The following is a 14,577-nucleotide window of genomic DNA, read 5'->3' as shown; positions in this document are numbered from 1 at the left end:
CGATTATGGCGGAGCGTTAAATATGAAGAGGTGTATCTCAAAGCCTACAGCAATGTTTTGGATGCGAAGAAGCAATTAAACGCATATTTTGAATTTTATAATTTGAAACGACCTCATTCGAGTCTGGACAAAATGACTCCAGATGAGTTTTACTATGACCAGCTACCACAACAAAATAAGGTAGCTTAACTAGAGCAGAGTATCACTTATAAATAAGCTTTTAGTTGTTCAAACATGTGGGACCACCTCTCAAACTATTTTGAAATAAGCTTAAATTTTATACTATTGCATTTACCTAAAAAAGAAGTCTGCGCATTTTTGCAACTGTCTTTAAATGAACTATGGATGGATACACGCGAAGATATAGCATTTCCTAAAGGAATAAATCAGGTTGCTACAAAGCAGTTATGTGTTTATTGAGGAAAGTGAACAATGAGCACTACACTACACATAATCCAAGTTACTGATAAAAAACTATCAATTATTCAATACATGTTTGTACCAGTGATGATTACTGAACAGTTTGTAAATTTTTACGGAACCGATCCAGCTCGAATTCACCAAAATCAAATTCGAAACTTAGAATGTTTTATTGATGCAAAACACTTCTCACCCCAAGATGACGCAATCAAGAATTGTGCTCCACTCGAAGCGATTCATGAGGAGGGGAACTGTGGCTAGAGCAAGAAATATTAAGCCATCTTTTTTTACCAATGATGAGCTGAGTGAATTAAAGCCGTTGGCCAGATTGTTATTTATTGGTTTATGGACTATTGCTGACTGGAAGGGGTGTTTTGAATACAAACCAAAGCGTCTAAAAGTTCAACTTTTGCCTTATGACGAGTGTGATATCGAACAACTCTTGAGTGCTCTAGATAAATCGAGATTTATCTCGATCTATTCGGTACAAGGTCAGTGGTATGGAAAAGTACTTAAATTTAACAAGCACCAAAACCCACACAAGAATGAAAAAGAGAAAGGATCAGACATTCCTGATATTTACCAAAATTATGCAGAAAATGTAATGTTTTCAGAGAACTTAGAGAATATCGAGATTAATCAGGATGAAAACGGAAGTGATCCTGCTGATTCCCTTAACCTGATTCATGATTCCCTTAACCTGATTCCTGATACCCCAGTTTCGGTTGCACCGAAATTTATATTCAAAAGTGAACTTAAAAAATTAGGCGTATCTGAAGAACAAGCATCTGAGTTCATGCAAGTGCGAAAAGCCAAGAAGGCGGTAAATACCAAAAATGCTTTCGACATGCTCATTGCTGAAACTCAAAAAGCAAACCTGAGTTTAGATCAGGTGATTAACTATTGCTTGAAACGTCAAAATCCGTGGAGTGCATTTAAAGCAGCTTGGTATACGAATGAGCAAATAGAAAATCAAAAAACAAATCAACATGTTTTTCAAACCGTAGCCCAAAAAATAACATCGGAACATGACCGTTGGAGACAGGCTGAAAAACAAATACTAGGCACTGGTGAGCGAGATGTATCACCAGTAAAAAAGCTATTACTGACTGAGGGAATAGATCATGCCTGAGTTTACTTTAGAACCTGCTATGCGTTTGATTTCAAAAATGCGTAAAAGTTATGGTAAGAAATTTGCAGACCAGTGGGCAGGGGTTGGGGTTGAGGAATTAGCAGAAGAAATGGTTGATCAGTACCAAGGCTTAACTGTTGAAGACTTTAATCGCGGTATTGCTCGCATGAAGCGCCAAGCATGGCCACCAACAGTGCCTGAATTTCGTGAATGGTGTGAACCAGAGTCCGATGAATGGCTTGGCTCACATGAGGCCTGGGCAATTGCTGAAAAGTCTATCGGTTTGGATGGTCAGGAAATGACAGTGGTTTGGACCGAACAAATGGCTCAAGCGTTTAATCGTTGTGAAGATCTAGTGAAGACCGGTAATAAATACCAACGAGCCGAAGCCAAGAAAATATTTTGTGATGCTTATGACCGTTTAGTGGTTCAGGCAAAAGACAAAGGGTTGAAGCCGATTTATGTCACTTCACTCGGGACGGATAAAGATCAGCAAATCACAGCTATTCAAAAAGCGACTGTAGAGGGGTTTTTAACTGCATCCGAAGGAAATGCACTATTAGAGCATAAAGAAACGAAATCGGAGCAACTGAATGATTCTGAGCGATATAAAGCAATAGCTCAGGAAGCACTGGCAAGACTTGGACCACTGATCAAGCGCGAATCGATTAAAAAAATGGCCGATGAGCATCTCGGCTAGTTTGTATTTGTATCAGTATAAGCCAAGGTCATCATTAAAATAGGGGGGGTATAATTGCGAACTTGGTCTCAATAATTTGATTATTATTAAGATTCCTATTTTCTTAACTCAATAACTGATGTTACGCAGACATTAAAAAACTTGTTATTCTTTCACCATGAAGAAACCTGAACTCGAACTTTATACAGATTATTTGAATAGTACTTTGGGCTCAGAAACACCTACAGGTGTTTCTGCCCTTGTTAATGGAGATGTGAGTAATGATTGTATGACTTAATTTTTATCAGAATGAGGATACACACTTCTAAAGATTTATGGATGGAAGTTAAATTAACTGTTCGTAAAATTAAACAGGATGAGGCTGTCCAGATCTTTGACGATATCATTCAAGAAAAAGCTTGGACAGATGAAAATGACATCATGTGTTGGCATTTCGACCATGTTTATGAAGTACAAATTATATAACTAAGGGGCAAATAAAATGCCAGTGATAATCCAACATATAGATGCAATTGCTAGAGCAAAAGAATGCGATGTACTTTTTGTTAGGTTTAGTGAAATGACAATTGAAAATCATAATTATAAAGAACTGCCTGAGCGAATTGAATTAATAAATTGGCTAAATGAGAATAATATTCAATTTGAATTTTGTTATGGGATGGCTAGTGAGGCTGTTATACAGCAACCATATTTGGGTGATTTATTTTTAGATGTCAGTTTTGATAAAAATGATCCTTTATATATTAAACTAGAAAAACATTTGGAAAATCGAGATGGGAGTCCAAAAATTTCAGGGGTGCAATTTTTTTACTGTCCATTAGGTTTAGCTATGCAGAATTAACATCATGATGCTCCAAATTTTTTCATGAATAGTATTTTTAATAATTGATGTTACGCACCTATATGTTGTAAATTTTGAAAAAAGCAACCACAACATATTGTGGTAAAGTGCTCAAAAATACACTTACTGCGTAACATCAGTTAAGATACTATTTTTCAAATAAATTTAATGATCCTTTCTTGTGTCTAAGTTACCAAGAGCAGTTTAGGGTAAAATTTTATTTATACTTCTATAATAGATATCTTTCATAAATCAAAAAATGATCTCCTTTTGGTTGATATTTGCACTCCGGATTTCTTAGCATTCGTGCATATCTGCGGATGAAATACATCGATTCAAACAAGCTTTCTGATCCTCAGTTCAAGCGCTACACTGGCATCTCATGGTCAACTTTCTATTGAATGGTTGAACAATTGCAGAAGCATGTTCCAGCTAAAGGCAGACCGGCCAAGTTAAGCCGGGAAGACCAGGTTCTTCTTTGTCTGAACTATTGGCGGGAATACCGAACCTTATTTCACGTTGCGACGAGTTATGGGGTTTCAGAGCCGACAGCCTCAAGAATTGTACGCTATGTTGAAGACTGTCTGATTCAGTCCAATCTGTTTAATTTACCGAAGAATTTGCCCGAAAGTGAAGGGATAGACTGGAATGTTGTGATCGTGGATGCCACAGAAATTCCAATTTAACGGCCTAAAAAAACAGAAGAAAAGCTATAGCGGCAAGAAAAAGACCCATACCTTTAAAGTACAGGCCATGATTCACCATAAAACTCAGCAAATTCTGAGTTTATGTAGCAGTCACGGTGCAGTGCATGATTTCGAGTTGTTCAAACGCAATTTAAAGCAGATTCCTTTAGGGGCTTTTATCCTTGCAGATAAGGGCTATCAGGGGATTTATACTTTGTATCCCAATAGCCTGTTGCCATTAAAAGCAAAAAGACGCTGTAAATTGGATCCTGAACTAAAAATCTATAATCAGGAAATCAATAGAAGAAGAATAGGTATTGAGCATGTATTTGGCAACCTGAAAACCTTCAAGATCCTTGCCGAACGTTATCGAAATAGAGGGAAAAGACTCGGTTTGAGATTCAATTTAATTGCTGGAATCTATAACTTGGAGCTGAGTAAAAAATGATTTATGAAAGAAGTCTAATAATAGAAAAAGTTAGAAAAAATACAAAAACACTAGGGCGTGTCCTCATTTGAAGAATTGGTTTTAAATACTTAAAATCCTCCTTTAAGCTCTTTTCATTTCTATATTTTTTCAATGGCACGTACTCTTCTTACCGATGATATCTGGCAGCAAATTCAAGATACTATGCGATTACATGGTTGCTACCGTTCAAAGAATAGTAGAAATATCATGGAAGCGATCTTATGGAAACTGCGTACAGGCGCCACATGGCGTGATATTCCTCAAGAATTTTGTCCTTGGCAAACTGCTTATAATCGTTTTAATCGTTGGGCAAGCAAGGGATTGTGGAATAAATTTTTTTTAGATTACGAGGCGTCTTGGATCAAGAATGGGTATTCATTGACGGAAGCTACATACGCGTGCATCAACATGCAAGTGGAGCTCGGAATGGTTTCGAAAGAGCAATTGGACAATCACGTGGTGGACGAACAACAAAAATACATCTTGCAACCGACGCGAATGGATTACCGATTGATTTTAAAATCACTGGGGGTGGCGTCCACGACAGTCAAGTTGCAAAACAACTGATTGATACTGTAGGTGAGGCAACTTATCTCATTGCTGATAAGGGGTATGATGCTGAGCACATTAGAATATATGCCCAGAACAAGGATATGATTCCCATTATTCCAATGAGATCAAATAGTAAAAGATCGAATAAGGAGTTTGATAAATATCTATATAAATTAAGACATTTAGTTGAAAATGTGTTTGCGAGATTGAAACATTTCCGAGCGATTGCAACCCGATTTGATAAGCTTGCACGAAATTATCAGTCTATGATTTACATTGCTTGCATGTTTATTTGGTGTAAAGCCAAATGAGGACACGCCCTAGAACTAATTCATAAGACTAAATAATAGTAATAATTATCATATGTTTATAGTAGCATCAGTTTTTTAGTACTTTATAAAAATATTTGGGGTAAATATGAAACTGCACAATGATAATTTAATTTTTTCTCCCTCAGATTTAATTTTGTTTTTAGAAAGTCCTTTTGCTTCTTGGATGGAACATTTCAGTCTTATTTCTCCTGAAGCTTTAGATTTTAAGGATCAAGATGATGCAATGATGGTCATGCTCCAAGATAAAGGTGCAGAGTATGAATCATCTGTGTTGGAGGAATTGAAACGACAAGGCTTAACAATTGCAGATATAGGATTAAGCTTAGATAAAAAGACAGCAACGATACAAGCCATGAAAGAAGGTGCAGATGTCATTTTTCAGGCTTGTTTGAGTAAAGGTAAATTTACTGGCTTTGCTGATTTTTTAGTTAAGGTTCCAGGTTCTAGTCAACTTGGGGACTATCATTATGAAATTTGGGATACTAAGCTCTCAAAATCACTAAAACCGTATTACACGATCCAATTGTGTTGCTATCAGGAAATGATTGCAGATATACAAGGTCGTTATTCCGATGATTTTGTAATTATTTTAGGTGATCAAACTCAACAGCGATTGAGAACACAAGAATTTTACTATTACTACCAATCAGTAAAAAATGCCTTTTTGCAATTGCATGAAAAATTTGACTTAGAAAAGCAACCTAATCCCTCTAATTCTAAGTCATGGGGGTGTTGGAATAACTATGCAAAACAATTGCTCAAAGAGGTAGATCACCTTTCTCAAATCGCCACCATTACACGTTCGCAAATCCAGAAGCTAAATGCTGATGGTATTCAAACGATGCAAGACTTGATTGATAGTGATAACCCAAGTATTAAGAGCTTGAATACCGATGTATATAAAAGATTAAAAGCACAGGCTCAAATTCAGCGAAAAAGTGAAGGGCTTGCAACGCCTTTATTTGAAATCATTAACACCAATGAAAAACTAGGCTTGGCACTATTACCTCAGTACTCTGAAAATGATGTGTACTTTGATATTGAAGGGTTTCCTTTAATTGAGGGTGGGCTTGAGTATTTGTGGGGATGTACATATTTCGATGAAAAAGGTGACCGTCAATTTTTAGACTTTTGGGCTCACAATGAAGATGAAGAAAAGATAGCATTTAAATCCTTTATCGAGTGGGTCTATGCACGATGGCAACAAGATCCAACTATGCATATTTACCATTACGCAAACTATGAAATTGCTGCTTGTAAGAAGCTCATGTGTCGCTATGGTGTTTGCGAATTTGAAGTAGATCAATTGCTTAGAAATGAAGTTTTTGTGGATTTATACAAGATCGTTAAAAATGGTTTACTGATCGGTGAACCTAAATATTCTATTAAAAATGTAGAACACTTATATCGGGGTAAGCGTGAGACAGAAGTGGGTTCGGGTGGGGACTCGGTTGTCGTGTATGAAAATTGGCGAGTTAATCCCGATGGTTTAACCTGGCAAACATCTCAAGTCCTGAAAAATATCCGAGACTACAATATTGATGACTGTAATAGTACACAAGAGTTGGTTGCATGGTTGCATCAAAGACAGCAAGAATTTGGAATACAGTATTTAGGTAAAACAGAGATTGAAGAAAAAGAGTTAAGTGAGGAAACAACAGCACTAACTCAATTAAGAGATCAATTGTTGAGTAAAGCAGAATCTCTCAAGTCTCACGATATAATTGAATCACAAATATGTGAAAACATGGCTTGGGCCCTAGAATTTCATCGTAGAGAATCTAAGCCAGTTTTTTGGCGACTTTTTGAAAGAATGGGTTTAACAGTAGAAGAGCTATATGATGATCTTGATTGTCTAGTAAATTGTATTCGTACAGACAAAGAGCCATTTAAACCGACCCCTAAAGCAAGAAGCTTAGCATATGAGTATTCATTTGATCCTCATCAAGAATTTAAAATGGCAAATACAACTAGCTTTTATATTCTTGGGGAGAAAGATGAAAAGGGGAACAATCTTAAAGCGACATTATTAAAAGAGCATTCATCAGTTTCAAAGGGAAGAATTTGCTTACAACTTAAAGAGCCAATTTCTATTGTACATCTGATCCCAGATGATTATGTCAATCCAAAGCCTATTCCAAAAGCGATAGAAGGGGTAGTTCGACGTTATTATGAAAACCAGCTCAAGGATGATGCTATTCTCGATTTTTTAAGAAGGGATTATCCGTGTATCAAAGGCATAAAAAAGGGAGAAAAAATTGTTTCGAGCCATAAAAACTTAGAAAAATTGGCTCAAATAAAATCAGCAATTTGCAATATGGATAACTCATATATTGTGATTCAAGGACCTCCTGGTGCTGGGAAAACCTTTACAGGTAAGCATGTTATTGCAGAACTGCTTAAGCAAGGAAAGAAAGTAGGCATTAGCTCAAATTCCCACAAGGCAATTAATAATCTTTTGATTGGCGTGGCAGAGTATTGCCAAAATGAAAATATACCAGCCCATTTCTGTTGTACAAAAAATACAGATGCTGAGATTGAAAATTTGGGAATTTCAGAAATCAAGAATGACAAAATAGTTGAATATCTTGATGGTGCATGTGTCATTGGCACCACAGCTTGGGGGTTTTCTCGTGAGGAATTAAATAAGCAATTTGATTATTTATTTATTGATGAAGCGGGGCAAGTGTCAGTTGCGAACTTAATTGCAATGAGTCAATCCGCTCATAATCTGGTTTTAATGGGTGACCAAATGCAACTAGGACAACCAACACAAGGGACTCACCCCGGTGATAGTGGTTTGTCTATTTTAGATTATTTATTAAAAGATGCTCCAACAATTGAGCCCAATCGGGGTATTTTTCTCGATACGACTTACAGAATGCATTCAAAAGTAAATGAGTTTATCAGTCAGGCAATTTATGAGGGTAAGTTAAATTCACATCAGTCTAACGATCGGCAAATTATACAAGTGCCGGATACTTATAAGGGAGCATTAAATAAGGAGGCAGGTGTTGTATTTATACCCGTTGAACATGAAGGAAATACTCAAGCGAGTGATGAAGAGGTTCAAGCGATTCAACATGCTGTAAATGAGCTTATTGGGCGAATTTATACTGACAAGGAAGGTAATAAAAAGTCCATTACTTTGGATGATATGTTATTTGTAGCACCATATAATTTTCAAGTGACTAAACTTAAATCTGCTTTAGGTGAAAATGCAAAGCTGGGAAGTGTAGATAAGTTTCAAGGTCAGGAAGCACCTATTGTATTTTTCAGCTTATGTGCGAGTGATGCGAATGATTCACCCCGTGGAATGGATTTTTTGTTTGATAAAAACCGTTTAAATGTAGCGAATTCGAGAGCACAGTCTTTAGCAATCGTGGTGGGGAATCCAAACTTAATGAATAGTAATACAAGCAATATTAAACAGCAGAAGTTAGTGAATGTGTTTTGTCAGTTAATGGCATATGCAAAATGAATAGCGAAATATATTAATAAATTAATTTAAGAGTTAAAGGATATATAAGTGGCTACTGAAGTTCTGGATAAAAAATATGAGTGGGTTGACTTTTATAGGCAAACAGTATTTCCTCATATTCTTAGTTATGAAGAAAAACAAACCGAACTTGCACATGATTTAAAAAGTTTTAAGAAGGAAGTAGGTCATAATTTTCGACCTGATAAAATCTTAGGTGAAAATGGTTTAATAATTGATGATCCGAATCATCATACCGAAATAGACCCTTTTACAGTGTTAGCTTTAATCAATGTAGGAACTAATGAGAATAGGAAAAAGTTACATAGTCTTTTATTAAGTAAGCCAATTGATATTGATTTAGTTGGCGTTGCAGAGTCTGATGCCCAAAGTGTTTGGTTTTATCCATATAAGGTAAAAAAAACTAGTGATGGATTTGTGGAAAGACCAAAAGATACTGTTTCAAAATTATGGAAATTATTTAAGCAAGTAATAGCAATCGAAAATAATAATTTAAACCAGATAAAAGAGTTAATAGTTGATATCTTACCAACGGAAGCTTTGGGAATTAATAAATTAACCACAGGTTTATATCGTTGTCGTCCAGATATTTTTTTTCCTTTGAATTCGATAGGTACAAAATTTCTTGCTAAAAACAAAATTCAATATACGGATGTTTCAGTTGAAAATACCGATAAGGCTTTGAGAGTATGGGAAAACTATTGCAACACACTTAATGAAATACAAAATAACTTTGAAAATCAAAATTACTATGAGTTGTATTATCAAGCTGTGCAAGATTTAGATAAGATGGAAAACTATGAGAACCAGATTGAAAAAGATGAATCTTTAAATGTAGATCAAGACAAAAATAGAAATCTTTCCAAAAAGTTTCCTCTAAATCAAATTCTTTATGGTCCAGCAGGAACGGGTAAAACTTACAATACCATAAACTATGCATTGTCTATTCTAGATGGGAGAGACCCTGAAAAACAACAAACCAAAGATGATAGAGACAAATTCAAAAAATATATGGCTGAAGGTCGCATCAGTTTTGTGACTTTCCATCAAAGTTATGGCTATGAGGATTTTGTTGAGGGTATCAAAGTTGTACCAGAGAATAATCAGCTAACTTACCCTGTTATACCTGGCATTTTCAAAAAAATTTGTCAGTTAGCTAGTGCAAATGTTAAATCTAATATCAGTGAAAAATTTGATTTAGGAAATAGAGCTATATGGAAAATGTCATTAGGTAGAGCTGGTATTGAAGATGATCTATACCGATCTTGCTTAGATAATGATGTGGTCCTATTGGGTTGGGGAGATTCTATTGATTTCACAGGCTGTAATGATCTTCAATCGATAAACCATAAATTAGCGGAATTTGACTATCCTATAAATCAACTGGATACAGCTTCTAGTTATGTGAATACTTTTAAAAATAAAATAAAAAATGGTGATTTAGTTGTCATTACGGATGGAAACCTAAAGTTTAGAGCAATAGCCGAGGTAATTGGGGAATATGAATATGATAGTGAGCAAGAGTTCAGTTATTACCAAGTGAGAAAAGTGAAATGGCTGAAAAGTTTTTCACCAAGTCTAAATAATGAGGATTATTTTAAAAAAATATTCTCACAATCAACAGTATATAACTTGGAGAATGCGGTAGATAAAGAAAAAATTCAAAGACTATTGACTCTAGAAAAAACAGAGAAAAGTGATATAGATGATAAATTCGTCCTTATTATTGATGAAATTAACCGAGGGAATATTTCTAAAATTTTTGGTGAGCTGATTACTTTAATTGAAGAATCAAAAAGAGTGGGTAATGCTGAAGCTTTAGAAATTATTTTACCCAACTCTCCAAATGTAAAATTTGGCGTCCCAAAAAATCTTTATATTATTGGAACAATGAATAGTTCTGACCGTTCATTAACATCAGTAGATATCGCTTTAAGAAGGCGCTTTGAATTTATTGAAATGATGCCAAAATCAGAAATTCTAAAGGATATTAAAATTACAAAAGAGAATGAAGTGGTGGAGGCTATTGATGTAGATAAAGTATTAGATGTAATGAATAAACGTATTAAGGTGCTATTAGACAGAGATCATTGTATTGGTCATGCGTATTTTACTGAATTAAAACCTACTTCTGAAAAAGCAACAGCTACTGTCCAAGAGCTTATGCAAGTTTTTGAAAAAAGGATTATACCTTTGTTACAAGAATACTTTTTTGATGATTGGAGTAAGATCAATCTGGTACTTGGAAATAATGGAATGGTTAAAACTGAAAAATTGGAAAAGTCATTATTTCCCAGTATGGATGATCAGTTAATTGGAAACTTTGAAAGTCGAAATTGGGAAGTCAATATAAAGCTTTTTAAAGGAAATTCTGAAGAAGATAAAATCAATGCGATTAATAAAATTATTGGAATAGAAGCTAAAAATAATATCAAGGTTGTAGAAAGTGCTGAGTCTGCGTGAATACGGTGTCATTGAAGACAATGGCACTAACCAACCTTATGCAATGGGACTAGATCATATCTGCGTCCCTACTTCGGTGTTTGATTGTTTATGTGAGCTTTCTAGCCAAGCAAAAAAAAATGGTGCTGCCATTTTTGAGTTAGAAGGCAGACGTAAAATAAAAGTCGATAACTATGTCGGCATTATTCAAACACCATGTGGTCACACCATTGAGATTTTACCTAAGCATATAGAGTTACCAGCTCAGCAGGAAGGAGGTAAGAATCAGGATCACAAAAAAGAAACAGAAGACATACTTAAAAAAGAACGTGCATTACTCATAAAAATGATGAGAGCCTTGTGGAAGCTTCCATCTCCTCGAGAAGCAGGGTCTGCCGCATTAGATAAATTGAATCTACCCTTAAGTGAATGGGTCATGAGTCGCTTTTTGGAGGCATGCAACTTATTGCTTCAGCGAGGTTTACGGTCTGAATATCAACGTGTTACAGAGCATAATGCCTATTTAAAAGGTAAATTGAATATCCAAAGATATCTGACTCAATCAGTGATAGAGCAACATCGTTTTCCTATTGAACATAATATTTTTTCTTTAAATACAGCCCCAAATCGTCTTATTAAAACTGCATTAGAAAAAATCTGTAAATTCACACAAGATAATGATAATTGGCGATTGGCAAATGAAATCCGTCAAAAACTCAGTGAAGTACCTAAAAGTACATTGCCACGCCTAGACTTTCCCCAATGGAAATCAGGCCGTTTATATGCTCAATATGAACCAATCAAAGTATGGTGTGAAATAGTCCTAGGTGAACAGACACCATCAGCATTGCAGGGCCAATGGTATGGAATGAGTTTACTCTTTCCTATGGAAAAGTTATTTGAAGCTTATGTACTGAGTGAGGTGGAGAAAAAATATTCGGATCATTATCGAATCCAAAGGCAGAAGAGCAATAAATATTTGTGTCGTCATAATGGAAAAGATAGATTTAATCTTCGACCAGATATTTACTTTGAAGCGAAAAATAAAACTATTCATAGGAATATGATTTTAGATACAAAATGGAAATTATTGGATCAGAATAATGAAGACCAGCGTTATGGAATCAGCGATGGTGATATGCAGCAAATGTTTGCTTATAGTTATATGTACCTTGAACACGATGGTCCAATAGTTTTGATTTATCCAAAAAGTTCCAAATTTAATAAAGCTTTACCAGAGTTTCAGTTAAATAAGCATGAAAGAGATCAAGGAAAAAATCCAAATATATGGGTTCTCCCTTTCGATCTAGATAAGGATAAATTAATCGGTTTTGATATGATAATGAATCAAGACATTGGAGACTCTTGACTTAAATGTACGATAGACAATTTATTATCTGAGATTGGATGCTTTGAAAGCACGGTACTAAAGAATACATCTCTATTTCTAGCATACGTTAAGTGATCAACAGTATCTTCTAGCAGAGGTAAATATCCGGATTCTGAAGGAAAATCATAGCTTATTGAAAAATTGAAGCATACTGTTTCAGTATCTGATATCGTTTTAAGATAGGTATTGAGTTGTTTTTCATAACCAGCATTGTTTTGTAAAATATCATGTATCTTGAGATATCGATGTCCGTTTTTATATGAGTCAGAATTAAAAAAATCCTGAGGATCAAGATAACATTCAGCTGAGAAATAAAATTTAATAAAACTATGGTGAAGATTTTCTAAAGCTTGTTGGGATGTCATAGATTGATCATGCTCGAATACTAGGGCATTTAGATTGTTTTCCAGTCTATTGTTTGAATGTGTGGGTATGATAAGGTGAAGTTTACTGCAATTTAGTTGAAGGTTGTTGAGTTCATCCCAAGATTCTAGAATGATAATATTGATTTTATTTTGCTCCATGCTAGGAATCTGTTCTAAAGTTTTAATTGTAAATAATATAGGGTTTAGTCCATCTTCAAATAACTGGTAAAAATCAATTGAAATCTCTTTATTTGTATAAATAGCAACAATTTGTGGTGTATCGGAGGTTATATGGGGCATGTTCTATAATGGGATTTAAAATTCGTAGAAGGTTTTATTCATAGCATGAACGATATAATAAAGATACTTGTAAACCAAAATTATAATTCAGTTTATATCGTTGGAGATCTTCACGGATCTTATAGTCTTCTAATGCAAGAGCTTCATCTAAAGAATTTTGATTTTGAAAATGATCTACTGATATGTACAGGAGATCTCATCGATAGAGGTGATGAAAATTTAGAATGTATTTCATTACTTGATCAAACATGGTTTTTGACTGTGCGCGGTAATCATGAAGAAATGTGTATTCGAGGGCAGCATGATCCTAAAATGAAAGACATGCATGCAAGGAATGGGGGAGCATGGTTTTATAGACAATTTCAAAAGACACGACAGCGAATTATTGATCGGTTAGCAAAGTTACCATTGGTGATTGAAGTTGAGCTGAAAAATAAAAAGGTAGGTATTGTTCATGCCGACATCGATATTCACGATTGGGAGGCCTTTAAAGCTGATATCTTAAAAGGTGACTATAAGATTTCTGGTATTACATCAGCATATTCAAATGTTTTATGGGGCAGGGGGAGAATACGTAACCATTCAGACCAATATGACATTGTCAAAAATATTGACGAAATTTATTTAGGTCATACAATTGTAAAAGAGCAGACACAAATCGACAATTGTCACTACATTGATGTAGGCTCATTCTTTACTAAAAAACTATGTATCATTAAAGTTCAGTGAGAGTAGTGGGGGAGTTAAGTGGAGGAAAATGATTTAAATGATCAAAAAAACAACACTTAAACCTTGTATCCCGATGTGTATCCTAGATTTTCTGAGAACTAATTAATCTATTAAAAACAATAGGGTAGGGAGATGTTTTCGTCTGTCTGGGCCCACCAAATTTTAAAAACATATGCACCCATATGAAATTCAAACCACTGATTCTAAAAAAATTAGGGTTTTTTGCCTCATGTGAATTTATACATAAACTGCTTCTTATATCCTCATTTATAAATATAACCATGTATGTATGTACATAAATCCAGTTTATGTATCTCAATGATTTAAAAAATTAATGACTGATGCCGTATATACGGCATTAAAACCAAAAGATAAAGAATACCCTGAATCTGATGTACAAGTCTTTATATGCGAATCACTCCAAAAGATGGTAAGTCTTGGCAATATGGATTTAAAAATAATCCTGCTAAGTTAACAGGGTTAGCAGCTAATCGAAATCTTTGTCTAAGTTGTTCTTGTTTTGAGCATTTTTTATAAATAGTCTGTAAAGACAGACAAAAGTTATCAATCTGATCAAATCACTCTATAATATCGCCCATCATTACAAGTGTTAGTCGTTCGATGTCGTCATCAAACGGATGATGCGAGTAACACTCTTTTTTAAGTCAATTCCTTTTCCGTGATTCGGCTTATGTTTCAATATTTAGAATCTTATGGGTC

General features: G+C 34.9%; 13 protein-coding genes. 12 read left to right on the top strand and 1 reads right to left on the bottom strand.

The window, feature by feature from the left end; genetic code table 11:
* The 11 genes from E0409_RS13975 to E0409_RS13930 form a co-directional block, all read left to right on the top strand.
* A partial coding sequence (locus E0409_RS13975) for an integrase core domain-containing protein (protein WP_165541327.1) occupies positions 1-189 on the top strand: 189 nt, incomplete at its 5' end.
* A gap of 406 nt (positions 190-595) precedes the next feature.
* On the top strand, positions 596-1,552 hold the full coding sequence (locus tag E0409_RS13970; protein WP_502699839.1) for a hypothetical protein: 957 nt from the start codon (positions 596-598) through the stop codon (positions 1,550-1,552).
* Positions 1,545-2,252 carry a hypothetical protein gene (locus E0409_RS13965; protein WP_131291795.1) on the top strand — a complete coding sequence of 236 codons (708 nt, stop codon included), beginning with the start codon at positions 1,545-1,547 and terminating at the stop codon, positions 2,250-2,252. Before E0409_RS13970 ends, E0409_RS13965 begins: the two co-directional genes overlap by 8 nt.
* A gap of 318 nt (positions 2,253-2,570) precedes the next feature.
* Positions 2,571-2,717 (top strand): hypothetical protein, encoded by a 147-nt coding sequence (locus tag E0409_RS16530; RefSeq protein ID WP_165541345.1) that lies wholly within the window; start codon positions 2,571-2,573, stop codon positions 2,715-2,717.
* Between the two features lie 16 nt (positions 2,718-2,733).
* Positions 2,734-3,093 carry a hypothetical protein gene (locus E0409_RS16790; RefSeq protein ID WP_252151821.1) on the top strand — a complete coding sequence of 120 codons (360 nt, stop codon included), beginning with the start codon at positions 2,734-2,736 and terminating at the stop codon, positions 3,091-3,093.
* A gap of 401 nt (positions 3,094-3,494) precedes the next feature.
* Positions 3,495-3,779, top strand: a complete 285-nt coding sequence (locus E0409_RS13955) for a helix-turn-helix domain-containing protein (RefSeq protein ID WP_171458819.1) — start codon at positions 3,495-3,497, stop codon at positions 3,777-3,779.
* Positions 3,757-4,227 (top strand): transposase family protein, encoded by a 471-nt coding sequence (locus E0409_RS13950; protein WP_131291793.1) that lies wholly within the window; start codon positions 3,757-3,759, stop codon positions 4,225-4,227. The genes E0409_RS13955 and E0409_RS13950 overlap by 23 nt, the downstream gene beginning before the upstream one ends.
* Positions 4,228-4,359: 132 nt before the next feature.
* Positions 4,360-5,111 (top strand): IS5 family transposase gene (locus E0409_RS13945; protein ID WP_228733318.1). Its coding sequence is split into 2 segments (ribosomal slippage): positions 4,360-4,594 and positions 4,594-5,111, totalling 753 coding nucleotides; the frame shifts between segments, so codons are not numbered across the junction.
* Positions 5,112-5,217: 106 nt separating this feature from the next.
* Positions 5,218-8,613 (top strand): TM0106 family RecB-like putative nuclease, encoded by a 3,396-nt coding sequence (locus E0409_RS13940; protein WP_131291791.1) that lies wholly within the window; start codon positions 5,218-5,220, stop codon positions 8,611-8,613.
* A gap of 48 nt (positions 8,614-8,661) precedes the next feature.
* The gene (locus tag E0409_RS13935; RefSeq protein WP_252151820.1) at positions 8,662-11,094 is read left to right on the top strand and encodes a DUF8426 domain-containing protein; all 2,433 of its coding nucleotides are present in this window, start codon (positions 8,662-8,664) and stop codon (positions 11,092-11,094) included.
* A complete protein-coding gene (locus E0409_RS13930; RefSeq protein WP_252151819.1) occupies positions 11,078-12,442 on the top strand; it encodes an McrC family protein in 1,365 nt (454 codons plus the stop codon). Before E0409_RS13935 ends, E0409_RS13930 begins: the two co-directional genes overlap by 17 nt.
* On the opposite strand, the gene E0409_RS13925 is transcribed toward E0409_RS13930, so the two are convergent.
* Positions 12,421-13,128, bottom strand: coding sequence for a hypothetical protein (locus tag E0409_RS13925; RefSeq protein ID WP_131291789.1), 708 nt, complete (start codon positions 13,126-13,128; stop codon positions 12,421-12,423). The genes E0409_RS13930 and E0409_RS13925 overlap by 22 nt on opposite strands.
* Before the next feature lie 45 nt (positions 13,129-13,173).
* On the opposite strand from E0409_RS13925, the gene E0409_RS13920 reads away from it, so the two are divergent.
* Positions 13,174-13,857 carry a metallophosphoesterase gene (locus E0409_RS13920; protein WP_131291787.1) on the top strand — a complete coding sequence of 228 codons (684 nt, stop codon included), beginning with the start codon at positions 13,174-13,176 and terminating at the stop codon, positions 13,855-13,857.
* Positions 13,858-14,577 lie beyond the last annotated feature (720 nt).

The sequence above is a fragment of the Acinetobacter sp. ANC 4862 genome, from assembly GCF_004336635.1.
Taxonomy (GTDB): Bacteria; Pseudomonadota; Gammaproteobacteria; order Pseudomonadales; family Moraxellaceae; genus Acinetobacter.
This window is presented reverse-complemented; position numbering and strand designations above follow the sequence as displayed.